Genomic DNA, 20,527 nt, shown 5'->3' with positions numbered 1-20,527 from the left:
CATTCGCGAGGCGCGCACCTTTCGATGACGGTCCACCGGTCTCTGACCGGGGCGCCCCCCACACCGGACTCGCTCATGAGAGCGCCCTCCCGAGTGCGCGGCGGGCCAAGGCTGCCACCGTACGGCGAAGGTGCAGTGCGGCGGGCGGCAGGGTGGCCGGTTCCGAACCGTCCTCGGGCGGCGCCGGGTCCGGGATGCAGGCGGCGGCGACATAGTCACCAAAAGCGGTCAGCGCCTCGGGCACCAGGCCGCGTTCGCCGTCCCAGTCGATGAGCGAGGCGACCCACTGCTCGGCCTCCAGGGGGCGCAGCGGCATCGCGGCAACCGCGCCCACCGCGCAGCGCACACCGCGCCTGGCCGGGTCCAGGACGAGCGCCACCGAGGCGGTGGCGCGGCCGGGGCCGGTGCGGCCGGTCGCCTTGAGGAAGGCCTGCGGGGCGTGCAGCAGCGGCACCCGTACGAAGCCGACGAGTTCACCGGGGCCGAGCATCTCGCGGCCGGCCAGCAGATGACTGACCGGGATCTCCCGGCGGCCGCCCCCGGGGCCGGCGATGATCACCGTGGCTTCCAGGGCGGCGAGCACCGGGAGGGTGTCGCCCGTAGGGGCGGAGGTCACGATGTTGCCGCCAAGGGTGCCGGCGTTGCGGACCTGCGGCGGACCGGCCGCACGGGCGGCGGCGGCCAGTCCGGGAATCAGGGCGGCGAAGTCGGGGCGGCCCATACGGGCGAGGGTGAGACCGGCGCCGAGCAGCGCATGGCCGTCCAGGTACTGCCAGCCCCGGATCTCGCTGATCTTGCCGAGGCCCACCAGGGCTGCGGGTCTGAGGAGTCCGGCGTTGACCGCCGCCATGAGATCGGTGCCGCCCGCGACGGGCACGGCGGCGGGCATGGCGGTGAGCGCCGCCACCGCCTCGTCGAGCGAGTCCGGCAACGTCACCGTGTGCGACGCGTGCGGTGCGTGCGTGGTCAAGCCAGCTGCCCCTTCCCCGGTGTCCCGGCAGTTCCGCTCCGCCGTACGGTACGTGCTCCCAGCCCGGACGTGGCAACTCTGGCACATCTTCCCGGACCCCCGGCGCGAGGGTCCACGAAGCGACGATCCGTCCCCGAACAGGCTGCTGGTCCGGTTCCGGCCGCCGCCGACGGTGCGGAACTACGGTGCGGTGCGTCGGCGGAGGCGTCCGTCGGGTGCGTCCGGTGGGGCGCACCCCGGCGTGTGCGGCGGTGGTGCGGCACGGTGATGCGGGGGAACCGCCGTACGGCACCACCGTCCCAGGGTCCGGCCGCACGGGCGCCTTCCTTGCCTACGGGCTCACACGTTTGGGGGCGCCCCGTCGATCGGGCGTCCGAGCACCCCGGGGCGTTTCTGCCGAAGGAGGGGTGCTGACGGTGGTCCGGATACACCTGCTGTTCAGGGCAGATGACCACGTCTTGGCCGGATTTCGCGGCTGCGATACCGCCCGCGTAGCCGCGCGCCAGGAGGAGACAGCACAAGACGCGACAGCACAAGGGGCCGTGCACGGCACGTCAGGCAGGGCGGTGGGGGGCGACGGGCGGGAGCCCTCGGCTATGAAGTGCCGTGGTGGCGGGCGGGGATGACCGGCGGACAGAGGTGGCGGGGGTGACGCGGGCCGCGCAATTCCGGGACGGTTACGGGCGGTTGTGCGCCGGGCATCCCCCACGCCGTCCGTTCACCCGGTCCGGAGCGGCGACGGACCGCGCCCCCGTTTCACCCGGAAGCGGGGCCGGGCAGGCGGCCGGGCACGCGATCGGGCCCGGTCCACGAGGGATCCGGGCCCGTACCCGAGGCGGGGTGCCGTCATCGCAGGACGACGGCGGTGTCCTGCGGCTCGCTGGCTCTGCTGTGCACGCTGACCCTGCTGTGCCCATGGGCGGCGCGTACGGCGGGCTCGTACAGCCGTGCGCACGCGCGAGCGGACGGGCGGGACCGGCCCGGCGGGGACGGCCCGCAGCGGCTACTTCTTGCCGCCGTCCTTGCCGCCCTTGTCCTTGTCGCCACCGGCGCCCATGGACTCGAAGATCTCCTTGCACATGGGGCAGACCGGGTACTTCTTCGGGTCACGACCCGGAACCCAGACCTTGCCGCACAGCGCCACGACGGGGGTACCGTCGAGCGCGCTCGCCATGATCTTGTCTTTCTGGACGTAATGGGCGAAGCGCTCGTGGTCGCCGTCGCCGTGCGACACCTGCGGTGTCGGCTCTACGAGGGTCCCCGTACCTGCCCCGCGCTCGGGCTCAACAGTGCTCATAACAGCCAAGGGTACTCACGCGCGCCGCAACCCGGGAGCGTCGGCCCGCCACCAGGTGGAGCGCCGGACCGGCGGCCGCCCCCCGGCGGCGACCCCGGGCAGCGGTCCCCCGAGGCCGCTACGAAGCCACCGCCATCCCTCCCCGCGCCCCGGCCGTCAGGCCCAGTTCCGTGGCGAACGCCAGGGCGGCGTCCGGCCGGACCTCGTACCAGGTGTCCTGGCCGCAGACCGTGTCGAGCAGGGTGGCGATGTCCGGTGCGCCGACCGTGCGGGCCTCGGCGGCGGCGAGGAAGGCGCGCACCACCCCGAGGGCATCGACCTCGGTCTCGGTGCGGGCCACCAGGTCCTCGGCGATGTCCCTGACCGCGTCGTCACCGGGCGCGACCCAGCTCATGGCCGTCTCCAGGCCGTCGTCCGGCATCTTCTCGGGATACGGGGCGCGGGCCCAGGCGCCGTCCTGCCACCAGTAGACGAAGCCGAAGAGATTGCCGGCGGCGTCCTCCCGCAGCTCCTCCCAGGGCAGCCACGCGGGGCCGCCGGCCAGGAAGTCGATCTGCCGGCCTCCGCTGTGCGTGTGACTGCCGTCGGAGTCCTGTCCGCACAGCAGGGCCCGGCCGCCCTCGAACATCTTCAGCCGCCACCAGTAGCTTCCGCCGACGTTCCAGCACTGCAATCCCTGGTCGCTCCAGGAGAATTCGTCCCCGTCGTCCACGGCGGCCGCCACGACGGCCAGCGTCGCGGCACGCGCCCACAGGCGCTCCGGGTGGTCCAGATCCTCGGGCACGCTCGGCCTGTGCATGGCCTCTCCCCGTTTGTCCAGCACGGCCCCGCCGACGCGGCCGCGCACCGTCCCCTGTCATCCCGCACCATAGCGACGGGGACCGACAATGCCCCATGACCGAGCCGTCACAATAATCAAGTCGTCAACAAAATCTGGCGCCAGGCACCGCCACACACCAGGCCCCGCACCGGGCACCGCACCCGGCTCCGAAACGCGCCACGACGGGCCCAGTTCGGCGACGGACTCAGTTCAACGACGGATCGTCCGGGTAGGTGGCCACCATGGCCAGCTCATTGCGCTGCCGACGCAGCACCGCGCGCCACAGCTGCTCCGGGTCGGGCGAGGAGACATCCCCGGGCTCGGACTCGACGACGTACCAGGCACCCTCGACCAGTTCGTCCTCCAACTGGCCCGGCCCCCAGCCCGCGTACCCGGCGAAGATCCGCAGGCTGCCGAGCACCGCCGCGAGGAGTTCCGGAGGTGCCTCCAGATCGACCAGACCGATCGCGCCGTGCACCCTGCGCCAGCCCAGCGGCTCGTCACCCGACTGCACGCCCGTCCGGTCCGTGGCCGGTGCACCGGCCATCTCCGCACCGTCGTCATGGGGGCGGGCGCCACCGTCCACCGACGGGATCCCGCCCTCGCCGGACATCCCGCCCGGCACCACCGCCACCCCGAGCGCCGAGTCCAGCGAGACCGGTCCGCCCTGGAAGACCACCCCTGGTTCACCGGCCAGTGCGGCCCAGGGTGCGAGGATGTCCGCGACACCGACCGGGGTGGGGCGGTTCAGGACCACACCGAGGGAGCCCTCCTCGTCGTGGTCGAGGAGCAGCACCACCGCGCGGTCGAAGTTCGGATCGGCGAGCGCGGGCGTCGCGACAAGTAGCCGCCCTGTGAGCGAGGACACCTCGGTCATGGCCACATGATCCCGCACTTCTGCCCGGAGCGGGGAGTCAACGCCCGGACCGGGGCGAGAGCAGGGCAGGGCGTACGGCGGCAGCACCGGCGCACAACCTCGACACCGGGCCGTCCAATGGCGACATTCCCCGGCAATCCCCCCAAAAGGCGATTACAGAGCAAAGACTGATCGTAGCGGAGCGTGTTGTGACAAAGCCATTACATGGCGAAAGCCCGCACGGGCCTACGGACACCCCCTCCGGCGCCCTTACCATTTCAGCTTGGCCCCTGCCCGTCTCCAGGAACGCGAGATCCATGACCGTCTCTACTGACGACGTACTGCTTGTCCACGGCGGCACCCCGCTGGAGGGCGAGATCCGGGTTCGCGGCGCGAAGAACCTTGTGCCCAAGGCCATGGTCGCCGCCCTCCTCGGGAGCGGCCCCAGCCGACTGCGCAACGTGCCCGATATCCGCGACGTACGCGTGGTGCGCGGGCTGCTGCAGCTGCACGGCGTCACGGTGCGCCCGGGTGACGAGCCGGGCGAGCTGATCCTCGACCCGTCGCACGTCGAGAGCGCCAACGTCGCGGACATCGATGCGCATGCGGGCTCCTCCCGGATCCCGATCCTGTTCTGCGGCCCGCTGCTGCACCGCCTCGGCCACGCCTTCATCCCCGGCCTCGGCGGCTGCGACATCGGCGGCCGGCCCGTGGACTTCCACTTCGACGTGCTGCGCCAGTTCGGCGCGACGATCGAGAAGCGCGCCGACGGGCAGTACCTGGAGGCCCCGCACCGGCTGCGCGGCACCAAGATCCGGCTGCCGTACCCGTCGGTCGGCTCGACCGAGCAGGTGCTGCTGACCGCCGTCCTGGCCGAGGGCGTCACCGAGCTGTCGAACGCCGCCGTGGAACCGGAGATCGAGGACCTCATCTGCGTACTGCAGAAGATGGGCGCGATCATCTCCATGGACACCGACCGGACGATCCGGATCACCGGTGTGGACAAGCTGGACGGCTACACCCACCGCGCCCTCCCGGACCGCCTGGAGGCGGCCTCCTGGGCGTCCGCGGCGCTGGCCACCGAGGGCAACATCTACGTCCGCGGCGCACAGCAGCGGTCGATGATGACCTTCCTCAACACCTTCCGCAAGGTCGGCGGCGCCTTCCAGATCGAGGACGAGGGCATCCGCTTCTGGCACCCGGGCGGCCTGCTCAACGCCATCGCCCTGGAGACCGACGTCCACCCCGGCTTCCAGACGGACTGGCAGCAGCCGCTGGTCGTCGCGCTGACCCAGGCATCGGGCCTGTCGATCGTGCACGAGACGGTCTACGAGTCCCGGCTCGGCTTCACCTCCGCGCTCAACCAGATGGGCGCGCACATCCAGCTCTACCGGGAATGCCTGGGCGGCAGCGCCTGCCGCTTCGGCCAGCGCAACTTCCTGCACTCCGCGGTCGTCTCCGGACCCACCAAGCTCCAGGGCTCCGACCTGGTCATCCCCGACCTGCGCGGCGGCTTCTCGTATCTGATCGCGGCACTGGCGGCCCAGGGCACGTCCCGGGTCCACGGCATCGACCTGATCAACCGCGGCTACGAGAACTTCATGGAGAAGCTCGTGGAACTCGGCGCCGACGTCGAACTGCCGAACGGCGCACTGCCCAACTGAGCTGTGTCGGCGGGGCGGTGGGGGCCGACGGCTTCCGTCACTCCGCGACCCAGCTGACAGCCGTCTGGCCGCCACTCCACGACCGGGTGGCGGCCAGCGGCGTTCCGCAGCTCCGCAACCGGGGAGCGGCCGACGGCGTTCCGCCGCTCCCCCACCCCACCCGCACACCCTCCCCCGCCCCCTCCCCTCCCCCGAAGGGGGAGGGGAGGGGGCGGGGGCGGGGGCCCGGCAGGCTCCGGCCCGGCAGGCCCCTCCGGCAGGCCCCGGCCCAGCAAGGGGCTGCAAGAGGCGGAGGCCCGACAGAAGTCGCGGCCCGGCAAGGGGCAGAAGCCGACAGAAGGCGGGGCCCGGCTGCCCCTTCCTGCTCGCCGAGGCCGCCCGCTGACAACGGCCGTACGGGCAGGGGACGGTGGAAAACCCGACCCCCAACCTGGGGCAGGCCGTATGGTCTTGGCACCTGCCCGCTCCTACCGTGGCCGCATGTCGATCACACCACTGCGGAGGGCCCGCCGGACGGCGGCCACCCTCTCCGTCGCCCTCCTCGCCACGCTTCTCCCCGCAGGCACCGCGGCGGCGGCCGCCGCCCCCGCCTCCCGTCTGCAACGGGACGCCGACGCTCTACGGGACGCCGGAGTCACCGGCGTCTCAGCCAGACGGGATTCACCCGCGGGGTTACGCACCGTCCGCAGCGGCGTCGGAGATCTCGCCACGGGACGGCCCGTACCCGCTGACGGGTACCTGCGGATCGGCAGCACCACCAAGACGTTCGTCGCGACCGTGCTGCTCCAGCTCGCCGGGGAGGGACGGCTGTCGCTCACCGACACCGTGGACACCTGGCTGCCGGGCGTGGTCCGTGGCCACGGCAACGACGGCCGCCGGATCACCCTCGGTCAGCTGCTCCGGCACACCAGCGGACTGCCCGACTACATCAAGGACGTCGTCCCGGAAGGTGGCGCGGCCGGATACCGCCACCACCGCTGGACCGCCCATACCTCCGAGCAGCGCGTCGCCTTGGCCCTGCGGCACCCGCCCGCCTTCCGCCCCGGTGCGCGCTGGGAGTACTCCAACACCAACTACGTCCTCGCCGGCATGGTGATCAAGGCGGTCACGGGGCACTCCTGGGAGCAGGAGGTCCAGGGCCGCATTCTGCGTCCGCTGCGGCTGACCCACACCCTCACCCCGGGTAACCGGCCGTTCCTGCCGCGCCCGCACGCCCGCAACTACCAGCAGTTCGAGCCGGACGGGCCGATGACCGACACCACGATCGCCTACCTCCCCTTCGACGGGGATGCCGACGGCTCGATGATCAGTACGGCGGCGGACACCGGCAGGTTCTTCGGCGCGCTGCTGCGCGGGAAGCTGCTGGCCCCCGCGCAGCTCGCGGAGATGCAGCGGACGGTCGATGTCCCCGACGACCACGGCGACCCCCCGGGCACCCGCGCCGGACTCGGCCTCGTCTGGACACCGCTGTCCTGCGGCGGCGGGTACTGGGGGCACGCCGGCACCGGGTTCGGTTACGTGATGTGGCCCGCCGTGACCCCGGACGGGCGGACCACCCTCACCGTCTCCGCACACAGCCGCCCCGGGGACCACGGCACCGCCGCGCGCCAGATCCGGGGCGTCACCGACCTGGCCGACCACGCGCTGTGCGACGGGCGGGACGGCGGCCCCCGGTGACCTGACGGGGCCGCCGGGCCTCGCGGGCCGGGTCGCGCGGAGCGACGGGAGCCGCCGCTGCCGTCGCCCGTCGCGGTGCGGCGGGGCGCCCCGCCTCGCGCCCGCCCCGCCGTACGGCCGTGACGGCCGCTCAGACGGACGCGGAACGGACGGCCTTCCCCTCACCTGACCCGGCCGCGCCCGGGGCGGTACAGGCCGCCTGGCGGGCACAGGACGGGCCCGCGGTCGCCCCGGGCTGCCCGCACCGCACCCGCACACCCGCCCTCTCCCCCGCGCCGCGCGCAAAGCCCGCGCACCCCACGCCGGAGACCGGGCCGGAAACCGCGCGACAGGCCGGACCACAGACCGGACGACGGACCGGGCGACGGACCGGACGAGCAAGCACGCAAGCAAGCACGCGAAAGGCGGCCACCCCTGGAAGGGATGGCCGCCTTTTGCTATGCCGTGCTGAGGGTCTTACTTACCCTTGGCGGCTTCCTTGAGCTTGGAGCCCGCGGAGACCTTCACGCTGTAGCCGGCCGGGATCTGGATCGGGTCGCCGGTCTGCGGGTTGCGCGCGGTGCGAGCGGCACGGTGGGTGCGCTCGAAGGTCAGGAAGCCGGGGATGGTGACCTTCTCGTCGCCCTTGGCGACGACCTCGCCGGTCACCTCGGCGAGGGCGGCCAGAACGGCGTCGGCGTCCTTGCGGGTCACCTCGGCGCGATCGGCCAGAGCGGCCACCAGCTCACTGCGGTTCATGTTTGTACTCCCGTGTTCTTCTTGCCAATGAGGCGTGAGATCGAAGCCGATGCTGCCAGGGTCCTCGGACAGTCCCCGGACCCGGGTCTGGTGCCAGACCCTCGCGCCCGATTACGCATCCTGCCCCCACCTGCGGCGGTAAAGCCAATCCGGCACCCAGGAGGGTCACACGAAAAGCGCCACTGCCTCGTTAGTGGTGACGCTCCGTATCATTCCCGCTCCGGGCCGGCCCCACAGGGCGGCGGTCGCTTGCTGCCCGCCACCCTATGGGGGCCCCAACGACGGCGTGTCCAGCGACGCGCCGTACTCAGACCGCCGTGGCAGCCGTCACAGCCGGGTCGCCGCTCTTCGCGGCCTCCCGGACGGCTCCGGCCACCGCGCCCGCGACCTTCTCGTTGAAGACGCTGGGGATGATGTAGTTCGGGTTGACCTCGTCCTCCAGGACGACGTCCGCCAGGGCTCCGGCCGCGGCCAGCATCATCTCGGTGTTCACCGTACGGGAGTGGGCGTCCAGGAGCCCACGGAAGACGCCCGGGAACACCAGGACGTTGTTGATCTGGTTGGGGAAGTCGGAGCGGCCGGTGGCCACGACGGCGGCGGTCTGCCGGGCGACGGCCGGGTCGACCTCGGGGTCGGGGTTGGCGAGGGCGAAGACGATCGCGCCCTCGGCCATCTTCGCGACGTCCTCGCCGCCCAGGACGTTGGGCGCGGAGACGCCGATGAAGACGTCCGCGCCGACCACGGCCTCCTTGAGGGTGCCGGTGACGCCCTCGGGGTTGGTGTTGTCGGCGATCCAGCGCAGCGGCGAGTCGGGGGCGGCGCCGACCAGGTCGGTACGGCCGGCGTGCACCACGCCGTGGATGTCGGCGACGACGGCGTGCCGGACACCGGCCGCGATCAGCAGTTTGAGGATGGCGGTACCGGCCGCACCGGCGCCGGACATCACGACCCGGACGTCGTCGATCTTCTTGTCGACGACGCGCAGCGCGTTGGTGAGCGCGGCGAGCACCACGATGGCGGTGCCGTGCTGGTCGTCGTGGAAGACCGGGATGTCCAGGGCCTCGCGCAGCCGCGCCTCGATCTCGAAGCAGCGGGGGGCGGAGATGTCCTCCAGGTTGATCCCGGCGAAGCCCGGCGCGATGGCCTTGACGATCTCCACGATGGCGTCGGTGTCCTGGGTGTCCAGGCACAGCGGCCAGGCGTCGATGCCGGCGAAGCGCTTGAAGAGGGCCGCCTTGCCCTCCATGACGGGCAGTGCGGCCTTGGGGCCGATGTTGCCGAGGCCGAGGACGGCGGAGCCGTCGGTGACGACCGCGACGCTGTTGCGCTTGATCGTCAGGCGGCGGGCGTCCTCGGGGTTGTCGGCGATGGCCTGGCAGACCCGGGCGACACCGGGGGTGTAGATCATCGAGAGGTCGTCACGGTTGCGGATGGGGTGCTTCGACGACATCTCGATCTTGCCGCCGAGGTGCATCAGGAACGTTCGGTCGGAGACCTTGCCGAGCGAGACGCCCTCGATGGTGCGCAGCTGGGAGACGATCTCGTCGGCGTGGGCCGTGGAGCTCGCCGCGATGGTGACGTCGATGCGGAGCTTTTCGTGCCCGGACGCAGTGACGTCGAGGCCGGTCACCGAGCCTCCGTGGGACTCGACGGCCGTGGTGAGCTGGGAGACCGCGGTTCCGCTCGCGGGCACCTCCAGCCGGACCGTCATCGAGTAGGAGACGCTGGGCGCCGTTGCCATGGCCGACTTCCTCTGCTTTCACCGTGTCGCTGGATTGCCGTCCGATCGTCGCACCTACCGCGGAGTACGCGGTAGCCACCCGGCATTGAGAACGTTTTGTTCGCGGGCCGCGACCACTTCGGAAAGCGAGTTTCACAATACGAGATATCGCGGCGGCGACAAAGTGCTGCCGACCAAGCGGCCCGGCGAGGAGACCGAAACAAACCGGCCACGGCGAACAGGTCGCAGGATCGGACAGTTCACAGCGAAGAGGCCCACGTCACCGGGTGACGTGGGCCTCTTCGTAAGCTAGCGGCACCGACCCGCCATGCTCGCCTCGCGGCAAGTGGTCGCTCGTAGCGACGATGGTTGGGCCCGGGGGCTTGGATCGAGCCGGTGCCGTCACCCAGGCTAACAAACCATCCCCGGAAGCGAATCCCGTCCCACGGGGCCGATTTCAAGACCCCTCGGACGGCGGCGCGCACGCCCGGCGCGGGCCGCCGAACGGGTGCCGGCACCGGCGGCGGCCACCTCAGTCCCGCAGCAGATCGGGCACCCCCGCCGCGTCCGGTTCGTCCCGTTCGGTTGACAGCACGGTCAGCTGCTGGGTGGCCCGGGTCAGCGCCACATACAGGACCCGCAGCCCGGCCGGGGACTCGTCGGCGATCTCGGCCGGGGAGACCACCAGCGTCGCGTCGTACTCCAGCCCCTTGGCCTCCAGGGAGCCCAGCGCCACCACCCGGTCCCCCAGGGGGGCGAGCCAACGGCGGGCCTGCGCACGGCGGTTCATGGCCACGACGACGCCGACCGTGCCGTCCACCTCGCCCAGCAGCCGCTCCGCCTCGGCGACCGTGGCACGCTCCAGGGCGGCGTCGTCGGCGGACCCGGCCCCGTCCGAGGTGAGCGCGAAGCGGGGCTCCAGCCCCGTGGAGCGGACCGCCTTCGGGGACGGCATACCGGGCATCGCCAGCGCCAGCACCCGGGCGGCGAGTTCGGCGATCTCGGCGGGGTTGCGGTAGTTCACGGTGAGCGTGAAGCGGCGGCGCGGGCGGGTGCCGAGCGCCTCGTCGCGGGCGATGGCGGCCTCGTCCGGGTCGGACCAGGAGGACTGCGCGGGGTCGCCGACGACCGTCCAGGTCGCGTGCCGGCCGCGGCGGCCGACCATCCGCCACTGCATCGGCGTCAGGTCCTGCGCCTCGTCGACGATGACATGGGCGTAGTCGGTGCGCTCCTCGTCCAGCCGTTCGCGCCGGCTGCGGCCGCCGCCGTTGCGCTCGGTGTAGGTCGTGAGCTCCTCCAGGCCGGTGAGGTGGTCCAGCGGATCGGCCTCGCGCGGCCGGGCCGGGCGCATCGGGGCGCCGAGGATCATCTGCAGCTCGTCCAGCAGGGCGACATCGTGCACCGACAGCGGGCCGTGGCCGTCCCCCATTGCCTTATGGGCATGGGAGGTACCCCCACCGTCCAACCGCTGGAGCGAGCGCGCCAGTTGGCGTACCTCGCGCGGGTTGAGGAGACGGCGCGCCCAGCGGCCCAGGAGGCGCTCGTCGGCCATGGCGGCCAGTACACCGCGCGGAGTCAGCTCGGGCCACCAGGCGTCCAGGAACTCCTGGAAGTCGGGCTCGGTGGTGATGTCCTCGTCGAAGCCCTCGCGGGCCTCGGCGGCCAGTTCGGGGTCCGTGTAGCGGCGCGCGGCACCGGACTTGGCCCACAGGGCGTCCAGGATCAGCCGGCGGGCCCGCGGGCGCAGCAGGTTGACCGGCGCGGTGCCGCCGAGCGCGGACTGCCGGATGGCGCGCAGCTCGTCGGCGTCCAGCTCGATCCGGCCGCCGAACGCGACGACCCGCAGGTGGGCGGGCTGACCGGCGGCGGGTGCACCGGCGGCGGGCGGGGGCGGGGTGCGTCTGCCCCGGCTGCCGTGGGCCGACGCGTCCTGGCCGGTGCCGTCCCCGGCGGCGCCGAAGAGGCCGTCCAGGGACATCTGGCCGTCCCCGTCGCCGGTCCCGCTCCCGCCCCCGTCCCCGTTCGCCGCGGCCTTGGCGGCCTTCCGGCCGGTGGACCGGGCACCCGGCGCCACCGGCTCCAGCGCACCCCGGGCCGCCTTGCGCAGCAGCTTCTGCATCCGCGACGAGCCCTTGATACGGGCGACGGCGGGCGAGTCGTACGCGGTCGTCTCGGCGCCGTCCACGAGCGAGCCGAGCGCCCGGATGGCGACCTGGCCCTCCTCGCCCAGCGACGGCAGCACGCCCTCGGTGTAGGCGACCAGCAGCGGTGTCGGGGAGACGATCAGGATGCCGCCCGCGTAGCGGCGGCGGTCCTGGTAGAGGAGGTAGGCGGCGCGGTGCAGGGCGACCGCGGTCTTGCCGGTGCCGGGACCGCCCTCGACCTCGGTGACGGAGGCGGCGGGCGCCCGGATCACCTTGTCCTGCTCGGCCTGGATGGAGGCGACGATGTCCCGCATGGTGTGGCTGCGGGCCCGGCCCAGCGCGGCCATCAGCGCACCGTCACCGATCGCGGGCAGCTCCTCGCCGTCCAGCGTCGCGGTGATCTCCGGGCGCATCAGATCGTCCTCGACGCCGAGGACCTTACGGCCCTTGGAGCGGATCACCCGGCGGCGGACCACCCGGCCGGGCGCGACCGGAGTGGCCCGGTAGAAGGGGGCGGCGGCCGGTGCCCGCCAGTCGATGACCAGCGGGGAGTAGTCCGCGTCGAGCACGCCGAGCCGGCCGATGTGCAGCGTCTCGGCGATCGTGGCGCGGCCGTCCTCGATCGCCCCGTCGGCGGGTTCGACGGAGGTGAAGGCGCCGTCCGGGCCCTTCTTGCCGTCCTTGCCGAGGAGCAGGTCGATCCGGCCGAAGAGGAAGTCCTCGTACTCGGAATTCAGACGGTGGAGATGGACGCCGGCCTGGAAGACCTGCGCGTCGCGCTCGGCGAGCGCGCCGGGCGTGCCGACCTGGCCGCGCTTGGCGGCGTCGTCCATCAGGAACTCCGCCTCGTGGATCTTCTCCTCAAGGCGCCGGTAGACACGGTCCAGATGCGTCTGTTCGGCCTCGATCTCACGGTCGCGAACGGAATCCGAAGCGTGATCCGGCGCGTGCGTGGCGTTGTGCGCGGCCACCCAGGCCCCCTTCTCCTGTGCGTAGGGCAGCCGTCAACCGTACGCGAAGCAGGCACCGTGCGCACCTGGTGAAAGGGACAAAGGCGGGCGTCTTTGAACGAATGTTGACTCGGGCTGCTACGTCGGGTGTGCCCGGACGGGCGGGTGTGGCCGGTCCGGGCCCCGAATTCTCACGCCTTGACCGTGGCCAGCCGCTTGCCGTCCAGTGTGTTGACCTCGAAGTGGTCGATGTCGCCGCGGTTGAGGGCCGCTCCGCCCATCGCGTAGAGGGGCTCGCGGTTCCACTTCGCGGGGCTGTCCGGGATGCCGTAGCCGCCCTTGGGGACCGCCCAGGTGGTGAGGGTCTGCCGCTTGCCGTCCTTGCCGACGGCGACCAGGTCGCAGCTCAGCGGCCCCTTGACGTTGGCGAGTTCCAGGACGACCTGGGTGCCCCAGGGCCGGGCGGCCATCGAGACGCCCGCCGAGACCTTGGTGTCGGGGTCGACGGAGGTGACCTTCTCGCCCGCGGCGTACTGGGCCCGGACGGCGTTCGCCAGCGGCGGCGCCGGCGCCTTGCCGCCGTCCCCGTCGCCCTTGAGGGCGAAGGTGGCGAGCGGCCCGCCGACGATCAGTACGACGGCCGCGGCGACCAGGAACAGCCGACGGCGGCCGCGCCTGCGGCGGGTGGCACCGACCTCGCCGAGCAGCCCGTCCAGCACCCGGCGCCCGGGGACGGCCGTGATCGTCTCGGGGGTGGGGGCGGACTGCTGGAACTCGGCGAGCACCGGCGTCAGCGCCATCAGCTCCTCCAGCTCGGCCGCGCACCGTTCACAGCCGACAAGATGCGCCTCGAACCGGTCCGCGTCGGCGGCGTCCAGGACGCCCAGCACATAGGCGCCGACGTCGCTGTGCCGGTCCGGCTGCGTGGGCGGGATCACTCCGTCACTCCTCGTTCCTCAAGCGAGAGCTTCAGGGAGCGCAGCGCGTAGAACACCCGGGACCGCACGGTTCCGGCCGGCACGCGCAGCACCTCCGCTGCCTCGTTGACCGTACGCTCCTTGAAGTACGTCTCCACGAGGGCCTCTCGGTGGGCCTGGCTCAGGTCGCTCAGCGCCTCGGAGATCGTCATCAGGCGCAGTGCGCGGTCGATCACATCGGCGGCGGGCATGGTCTCCAGCGGGGTCGCGTCGACCTCTTGGGGACGGGCCTTCCGGCTGCGGTGCCCGTCGATCACGATCCGCCGGGCGACCGTCACCAGCCAGGGCCGGATCGAGCCGGTCGCCCGCTGGAGCTGGTCGGCGTTGCGCCAGGCGCGCACCAGCGTCTCCTGCACCACGTCCTCGGCACGATGCCGGTCGCCCGCCACCAGCCGCAGGACGAAGGCGAGAAGCGGGCCCGCGTGATCGTCATAGAGGGCTCGCATGAGCTCCTCTTCAGGTGTCGTCCTGTCTGCCACGACGGCATCCTTACGCACTCCAACTCCCGGGTCGATAGCCCAGATCGCCCAAGATCGACGGGGACCCTGCCATGAATCGGACTTGCGGTGAGGAGTACGGACGGGCCGGGCGGGGTGTTCAGCGGCCGGCGGAAAACTTTTCCGCGGCGGTGACGGGAGCCGCGGCGGGGGCGGGACCAGCGGCCGGGGCGGGCCCCGCCGCGGTGCCCCCGGACCGCTCCCGGAGCCCCATCGTCCGCCTCCGGTGCCGCGCCACCCGCTCCCGGTTGCCGCACACTTCGCTGGAGCACCAACGACGGCGGCGGCCCCGCGAGGTGTCCAGGTAGACCAGGGTGCAGCTCTCGCCCTCGCACTGCCGCAGCTGCGCACGGGCCGACGCGTCCGTGAGCAGCCCGATCGCGTCCCTGGCCACGGCTGCCAGCAGTCCGGCGCACTCGGGCGGGCCGGGCAGGGCGCGGGCCAGGGTGCCGTCGGCGGCGCGTACGGCGCGGGGGGCGGGCGGCTGCCCGGCGGCGGCCGCGGAGTTGAGCAGCGCCAGATCGGCCTCGGCCGCCCGGCCCCGCAGCTCGTCGTGCACCACCCGGAGCAGCAGTTCCCGCAGCGCGCGGAAGCCGCCGAGCCAGCGGCCGTCGACACCGTCCAGCGGGGTGCCGTACGGGACCAGGCCCGTGCCGGTCAGCCAGGCCCGCAACTGGTCCGGGCCGGTGAGGCGTTCGGCGGCGGCGCCGTCCGTGGTGGCCGCCAGGTCCAGGCAGATCCGCCCGCAGTCGAACCGCAGCCCGCAAGGCGTCGCCATGTGCCTGTCACTTCCTTAGGCCCAAACGTGTGTGCTCCCAGAGTGCCCCGCCCACGGGCCCGCCGGAACCCTCCGGAGGCGGCCACTCCAGGCCCCCGGCCCCGTAGACACCACGCGTAGACACTCGACGTATACATCTCCTGTATAGTCCGCTGCGCGGCGCTCCGCAGGCCCCCCTCGCCGGTCCGCCGCATGCTGAGGGGCGGGTCCGGTTCCACCGGCCCCGCCCCCGCACCTCGGCACCGCACCCCAGCCCCACCAGGACGAACGCCCCCTCCGGGACGAACGCCCCTCCAGGACGAAGGTCTCCATGTCGCGCAAGTCCCTGCTCATCAACCGCTCCGGCCTCACGCACAAGGTCGGCTACGCGCTCCGCCACCCGGGCCGGATCACCCCGTACGTCAAGCGCAGCACCCGCGACGCCTGGCTGCGCCTCAAGCACCCCGGCCACGTGGCGTACTACCGGGCGGTGATGGCCTCCGACGCCGCCCGCAACCCGGAGGCCGCGGTCGGCAGCCGCAGCCATGAACGCTGGCTGGCGCTGGGCGAGATGCAGTTCAACTACCTGGCCGAGCACGGCCTGGCGCCCGGCCACCGGATGCTGGACATCGGCTGCGGCAATCTGCGCGCCGGCTGGCGCTTCATCGCCTACCTGGACACCGGCAACTACTACGGCATCGACATCTCGCCGGACATCCTGATCTCCGCCAAGCAGACCCTGACGACCTACGAACTCCAGGACAAACTGCCGCACTTGACGATCACGCAGGACCTGAAGCTGGAGTTCCTGCCGTCCGCCCACTTCGACGTCGTCCACGCACACAGCGTCTTCTCGCACTCACCGCTCGACGTCATCGACGAGTGCCTCGCCCATGTCGGCCGGATCCTGGCCCCCGGCGGCTTCTTCGACTTCACCTTCGACCGCACCGAGGGCGCCGAACACCAGGTGCTGCGCGAGGACTTCTACTACCGGACCGAGACCCTGCTCCAGCTGGCCCGCAAGCACGGCCTGGAGGCGCGCTTCATGGACGACTGGGAGAAGCGGCCGCACGGTCAGTCGAAGATCCGGGTGAACAACCCGGCGTAGGGGCGGAGCGGCTCCGGAACGGCGGAGCCCCGGCCTCCGGTCCGGCCGCCGGGCCAGCCTCCGGTCCGGCCGCCGGGCCAGCCCCCGGTCCGGCCGCCGGGCCCGCCCCTACTCCCCGCCGTACTTGTCCGTCTCCGCCCGCGGATCCAACGACAGCCGGTACCCCCGCTTGACCACCGTCTGGATCAGCTTGGGCGCGCCCAGCGCCACGCGCAGCCGGGCCATCGCGGTCTCCACCGCATGCTCGTCGCGGCCCGCGCCGGGCAGCGCCCGCAGCAGGTCCGCACGGGAGACCACCCAGCCGGGACGGCGCGCCAGCGCGCGCAGCAGCGCCATCCCGGCCGGCGGCACCGGCCGCAGCTCCCCGTCCAGCACCACCGCGTGCCCACGGATCTCCAGCCGCCGCCCGGCCACCGGCAACGGCCGCACCCGGCCCGGGAGTTCCCGGCACAGCAGCTGCACCAGCGGCCCGAGCCGGAAGCGCTCCGGCTGCAGCGTGGGCACATCCTCCGCTTGCAGCGGCACCGCCGTCACCGGCCCCACGCACACCGGCAGCACCTCCCCCCGCAGCGCCGCCAGCACCTCCTCCCGGATGCCGCGCTCCCCGGCCCGGCGCAGCAGCGACGCGGCGGCCGGCGCGCTGGTGAAGGTCACCGCGTCCAGCCCGCGCCCGGTCACCGCGTCCAGCAGCCGGTCGACCGGCCCGATGTCCTCCGGCGGCATCCAGCGGTAGACGGGGACGCCGACGACCTCCGCACCGCCCGCCCGCAGCGCCTCCACGAACCCCGGCAGCGGCTCCCCGTGCAGCTGGAGGGCCACCCGCCGCCCGGCGACGCCCTCGGCCAGCAGCCGGTCCAGCACCTCGGCCATCGACTCGGAGGCCGGTGACCACTTCTCGGTCAGCCCGGCGGCCCGGATGGCGCCCCGCACCTTGGGCCCGCGCGCCAGCAGCTCCACCCCGGTCAGCCGGTCCAGCAGCGACTCGCCCAGACCCCAGCCCTCCGCGGCCTCGATCCAGCCGCGGAAGCCGATCGCCGTAGTGGCGATGACGATGTCCGGTACGTGCTCGATCAGATCCCGGGTCACCGCGAGCAGCTCGGTGTCATCGGGCAGCGGCACGATCCGCAGCGCGGGCGCATGCAGCACCTGCGCGCCCCGGCGTTCCAGCAGCGCGCCCAGCTCCTCCGCCCGCCGGGCCGCGGTCACCCCGACGGTGAACCCGTCCAGCGGACGGACGGCCGGACCCGCACCGGCCCCCGCCCCCAATTCCGGTGCCGTCGGCTCCCGCTCACCGCCGTGCTCCTGCTGCTGCTCGTACATGGTCGTCCCGCTCCGCCCAGAGTGGTGTGCTGCCTCGTGCTTCCGTTCCGCCGCGGCTCGGGCGGCACGGAGTGCCAGGGAGCCAGCGTGCCAACGGCACGTGACAGCCCCGGTCCTCCCATATTTCCCCGGAGTTACGACGCTCCGCACGCCCGTCCCGTATGACGGGCCGACGCGGTGCACCCGCAGACGGGCGGGCGGCGCCTCACACCTCCGCGTACACCGGCCGCCGCCCCTCCTCCGCCGGAGCCGCCTCCACCGCCCGCGCCGTACGCCGCGCCCGGCCCGCAGGCCGCAGGTATACGGCCCAGGTCACCGCCCCGCACACCACATAGCAGCCGAGGAACGACACGAACGCCGGCGTCCCCGACCCCGCCACCAGGAACGACTGCCGGAACGCGAGGTTGATGACCAGCCCGCCGAGCGCGCCCACCGCCCCGATCAGCCCCATCGCCGCCCCGGACAGCCGCCGCCCGTAGGCCGCGGCCTCCTCCCCCGCCAGCCCGCGCCGCACCGCCTGGGCCTGGAAAATCCCCGGAATCATCTTGTACGTGGAGCCGTTGCCGAGCCCCGACAGCACGAACAGCGCGATGAACCCCACCAGGAACACCGGCAGCGACCGCACCGCCGACGCGTAGATGACCACCCCGGTGGCCAGCCCCATCGCCGCGAAGTTGCCCAGGGTGATCCGGGCGCCCCCGAAACGGTCCGCCAGCCGCCCGCCGACCGGCCGGATCAGCGACCCCAGCAGCGGCCCGATGAAGGTCAGCGACGCCGCCTGGAGCGGCGTTCGCGCGAACTGGTTCTGCAGCACCAGACCGAACGCGAAGCTGTAGCCGATGAACGACCCGAAGGTGCCGAGGTACAGCAGCGACATCACCCAGGTGTGCGGCTCCCGGGCGGCATCACGCGCCGCCCCGGTGTCATGCGTCACCGGCGCCAGGTTGTCCATGAACAGCGCCGCACACACTGCCGCGACCACGATCAGCGGCACATAAACGGCCAGCACGATCCGCGGATGCGCGGCCCCCGCGGTCCCGATCACCAGCAGCCCCAGCAGCTGAATCACCGGCACCCCGATGTTCCCGCCCCCGGCGTTCATCCCCAGCGCCCAGCCCTTCTTCCGCAGCGGATAGAAGGAGTTGATGTTGGTCATCGACGAGGCGAAGTTCCCGCCCCCGACCCCCGCCAGCGCCGCGACCAGCAGGAACGTCGTATACGAGGTCCCCGGCTCCAGCACCACCGCCGCCCCCACCGTCGGCACCAGCAGCATCGCCGCACTGATCACCGTCCAGTTCCGCCCGCCGAACCGCGCCACCGCGAAGGTGTACGGCACCCGCAGCACCCCGCCCACCAGCGTCGGCACCGCCACCAGGAAGAACTTCTCGGCCGGCGCGATCCCGTACTCCGGCCCCATGAACAGCACCATCACCGACCACAGGCTCCAGACCGAGAACCCGATGTGCTCGGAGAGCACGGAGAACACCAGATTCCGCCGCGCGATCCGCTCCCCCGTCTCCCGCCAGAACCCCTCGTCCTCCGGATCCCAGCGCTCGATCCACCGTCCGCCCCTCCGCTCAGGGCTCTCACTACGGGTCTCTGCTGCCGCGGCCGTCATCGCGCCTCCCAGGGGTCGGATCCTGCACACCGACGCTAGGGAGGGCGGGTTACCAAGCCGTGCCGCCCGGTGACGCGTACGAAACCTTGCGCTCACCCGGTGCGGCGAGGGCGGGTGAGGCGACGCGGCCGCCCGTGCGGGGGCGATCTGCGCATTCACCCGCCGACGGTCGCGCTGCGTAACTATGCTCCCGCGCCAGCAACCCGTACTCCTGGTGAGTACGGGTCCACACACGGTCACTGATGCCCGGTCAGGGGGAGTGGAAGGCCATGCAGCAGCCAAAGAAGCCCAAGAAGCGGCACTCCGCAGCAATGGAAGTCATCGGCGCACAACTCGCGATGTACCGCCTCAAAGCCGGATACACCCAGCACAGCCTCAGCGAACAGACCACCGCCTCCGAAGAGACCATCGCCTCCGTCGAGCAGGGCAGGCGCGCCCTGATGCCACACCTGGCAATGGAGTTCGATCAACTCCTGAGCACGGGCGGGGCGTTGGCGATGGGGGTGACGAAGCTGCCACCGAAGGAGAAGTATTCGATCTGGGCCGAGGAGTTCATCGAGTATGAGAAGCAGGCCATTTCGCTCTCTTGTTACGAGCAGGGAGTACTCCCGGGCCTGCTCCAGACCGAGCGCTACGCGCGCGCCACGTTCCGCAGCAAGATTCCGCATGTCGACGAGGAGACCGTGGAGCGGCGGGTTACGGCACGGCTGGAACGCCAGCAACTCCTGCACAAGTCCGATCCCGTCATCGCCAGCTTCGTCTTTTCCGAGGCCGTCGTGGTGAGCAAACTCGGGGGCCGGGAGGTCATGCGGGAGCAGATTTCCCACCTGCGCACCTGTGCAGAACTCGACGGGGTCTCACTGCAGATCCTGCCGCTGAGCCGCGAACATCACGCCGGACTCGCCGGACCGTTCGTAGTGCTGGAAACCCTCGATCACGAACACCTGGCCTACACCGAGGCACAACGCAGCAGCGTGCTGATTTCGGACCCGGACGAGGTCAGCATCCTCGCTCAGAAGTATGGAATGCTGCGAATGCAGGCCCTGGACGCAGAGGAAAGCATGGGCCTGCTGGACCAGCTGCTAGGAGAGCGATGACCCACCTGACATGGTTTAAGTCGAGCCACAGCGGCGACGAGGGCGGCGCCTGCCTAGAAGTGGCCTACGACTGGCGCAAGTCCACCTACAGCGGCGACGAAGGCGGCAACTGTCTGGAAGTCGCCTACGACTGGCACAAGTCGAGCCACAGCAGCGATGAAGGCGGCAACTGCGTAGAGGTAGCCGCCCACCCCGCCACCATCCACGTCCGCGACTCCAAGGACCCCGAGGGCCCGCACCTCGACTTCGCGCCGGGGGCCTGGGCGGCGTTCACCTCGTTCGCCGTACGCGCCTCCGACGGGGCAACGGCCCGCTAG

17 protein-coding genes are annotated in these 20,527 nt (G+C 72.2%); 5 read left to right on the top strand and 12 right to left on the bottom strand.

All coding sequences use genetic code 11. The annotated features are described in order from the left end of the window. Positions 1–73: 73 nt before the first annotated feature. The 4 genes from STRTU_RS22235 to STRTU_RS22220 all read right to left on the bottom strand — a co-directional run bounded on the left by STRTU_RS22235 (position 74) and on the right by STRTU_RS22220 (position 3,964). Positions 74–970 carry an FAD binding domain-containing protein gene (locus STRTU_RS22235; RefSeq protein WP_159745491.1) on the bottom strand — a complete coding sequence of 299 codons (897 nt, stop codon included), beginning with the start codon at positions 968–970 and terminating at the stop codon, positions 74–76. 1,003 nt (positions 971–1,973) lie between these two features. Continuing rightward, positions 1,974–2,267, bottom strand: coding sequence for a DUF3039 domain-containing protein (locus tag STRTU_RS22230; protein ID WP_078568732.1), 294 nt, complete (start codon positions 2,265–2,267; stop codon positions 1,974–1,976). Between the two features lie 118 nt (positions 2,268–2,385). Beyond that, positions 2,386–3,066, bottom strand: a complete 681-nt coding sequence (locus STRTU_RS22225; protein WP_159745489.1) for a hypothetical protein — start codon at positions 3,064–3,066, stop codon at positions 2,386–2,388. A 226-nt stretch (positions 3,067–3,292) separates the two neighbouring features. Continuing rightward, positions 3,293–3,964, bottom strand: a complete 672-nt coding sequence (locus tag STRTU_RS22220; protein WP_159745487.1) for a YqgE/AlgH family protein — start codon at positions 3,962–3,964, stop codon at positions 3,293–3,295. Positions 3,965–4,260: 296 nt separating this feature from the next. On the opposite strand from STRTU_RS22220, the gene murA reads away from it, so the two are divergent. Both murA and STRTU_RS22210 read left to right on the top strand, forming a co-directional pair. Then, positions 4,261–5,607, top strand: coding sequence for a UDP-N-acetylglucosamine 1-carboxyvinyltransferase (murA, locus tag STRTU_RS22215; RefSeq protein ID WP_159745485.1), 1,347 nt, complete (start codon positions 4,261–4,263; stop codon positions 5,605–5,607). A gap of 480 nt (positions 5,608–6,087) precedes the next feature. After that, positions 6,088–7,284, top strand: a complete 1,197-nt coding sequence (locus tag STRTU_RS22210; RefSeq protein ID WP_159745483.1) for a serine hydrolase domain-containing protein — start codon at positions 6,088–6,090, stop codon at positions 7,282–7,284. A gap of 456 nt (positions 7,285–7,740) precedes the next feature. Here STRTU_RS22210 and STRTU_RS22205 read toward each other — a convergent pair whose 3' ends face one another. From STRTU_RS22205 to STRTU_RS22180, 6 genes are all read right to left on the bottom strand, one after another. Further along, positions 7,741–8,022 carry an HU family DNA-binding protein gene (locus STRTU_RS22205; RefSeq protein WP_006605312.1) on the bottom strand — a complete coding sequence of 94 codons (282 nt, stop codon included), beginning with the start codon at positions 8,020–8,022 and terminating at the stop codon, positions 7,741–7,743. Positions 8,023–8,329: 307 nt separating this feature from the next. Further along, complete coding sequence (locus STRTU_RS22200; RefSeq protein WP_159745480.1) at positions 8,330–9,763, bottom strand: NAD-dependent malic enzyme; 1,434 nt, start codon at positions 9,761–9,763, stop codon at positions 8,330–8,332. 511 nt (positions 9,764–10,274) lie between these two features. Then, positions 10,275–12,857: a HelD family protein gene (locus STRTU_RS22195; RefSeq protein ID WP_159745478.1), complete on the bottom strand. Its 2,583-nt coding sequence runs from the start codon at positions 12,855–12,857 to the stop codon at positions 10,275–10,277. Between the two features lie 170 nt (positions 12,858–13,027). Next, positions 13,028–13,774, bottom strand: coding sequence for an anti-sigma factor family protein (locus STRTU_RS22190; RefSeq protein ID WP_159745476.1), 747 nt, complete (start codon positions 13,772–13,774; stop codon positions 13,028–13,030). Then, the gene (locus STRTU_RS22185; protein WP_107070693.1) at positions 13,771–14,310 is read right to left on the bottom strand and encodes a sigma-70 family RNA polymerase sigma factor; all 540 of its coding nucleotides are present in this window, start codon (positions 14,308–14,310) and stop codon (positions 13,771–13,773) included. Before STRTU_RS22185 ends, STRTU_RS22190 begins: the two co-directional genes overlap by 4 nt. 100 nt (positions 14,311–14,410) lie before the next feature. Then, positions 14,411–15,088, bottom strand: a complete 678-nt coding sequence (locus STRTU_RS22180) for a CGNR zinc finger domain-containing protein (RefSeq protein WP_159745474.1) — start codon at positions 15,086–15,088, stop codon at positions 14,411–14,413. A gap of 310 nt (positions 15,089–15,398) precedes the next feature. Between STRTU_RS22180 and STRTU_RS22175 the strand changes: the two genes are divergently transcribed. Next, complete coding sequence (locus tag STRTU_RS22175) at positions 15,399–16,175, top strand: class I SAM-dependent methyltransferase (RefSeq protein ID WP_159745472.1); 777 nt, start codon at positions 15,399–15,401, stop codon at positions 16,173–16,175. A 108-nt stretch (positions 16,176–16,283) separates the two neighbouring features. Here the strand turns inward: STRTU_RS22175 and STRTU_RS22170 are convergent, their stop codons facing one another. Both STRTU_RS22170 and STRTU_RS22165 read right to left on the bottom strand, forming a co-directional pair. Then, a complete protein-coding gene (locus STRTU_RS22170) occupies positions 16,284–17,495 on the bottom strand; it encodes a uroporphyrinogen-III synthase (protein ID WP_159745470.1) in 1,212 nt (403 codons plus the stop codon). A 205-nt stretch (positions 17,496–17,700) separates the two neighbouring features. Then, positions 17,701–19,113 carry a nitrate/nitrite transporter gene (locus tag STRTU_RS22165; protein ID WP_159745468.1) on the bottom strand — a complete coding sequence of 471 codons (1,413 nt, stop codon included), beginning with the start codon at positions 19,111–19,113 and terminating at the stop codon, positions 17,701–17,703. A 269-nt stretch (positions 19,114–19,382) separates the two neighbouring features. Here STRTU_RS22165 and STRTU_RS22160 point away from each other — a divergent pair, with 269 nt between their 5' ends. Both STRTU_RS22160 and STRTU_RS22155 read left to right on the top strand, forming a co-directional pair. Then, positions 19,383–20,210: a DUF5753 domain-containing protein gene (locus STRTU_RS22160; RefSeq protein WP_246241026.1), complete on the top strand. Its 828-nt coding sequence runs from the start codon at positions 19,383–19,385 to the stop codon at positions 20,208–20,210. Next, a complete protein-coding gene (locus STRTU_RS22155) occupies positions 20,207–20,527 on the top strand; it encodes a DUF397 domain-containing protein (protein WP_159745466.1) in 321 nt (106 codons plus the stop codon). The genes STRTU_RS22160 and STRTU_RS22155 overlap by 4 nt, the downstream gene beginning before the upstream one ends.

The sequence above is a fragment of the Streptomyces tubercidicus genome, from assembly GCF_027497495.1.
Taxonomy (GTDB): domain Bacteria; phylum Actinomycetota; class Actinomycetes; order Streptomycetales; family Streptomycetaceae; genus Streptomyces; species Streptomyces tubercidicus.
The sequence above is the reverse complement of the archived record's forward strand: the minus strand, read 5'-3'. Positions and strand labels throughout refer to the sequence as shown.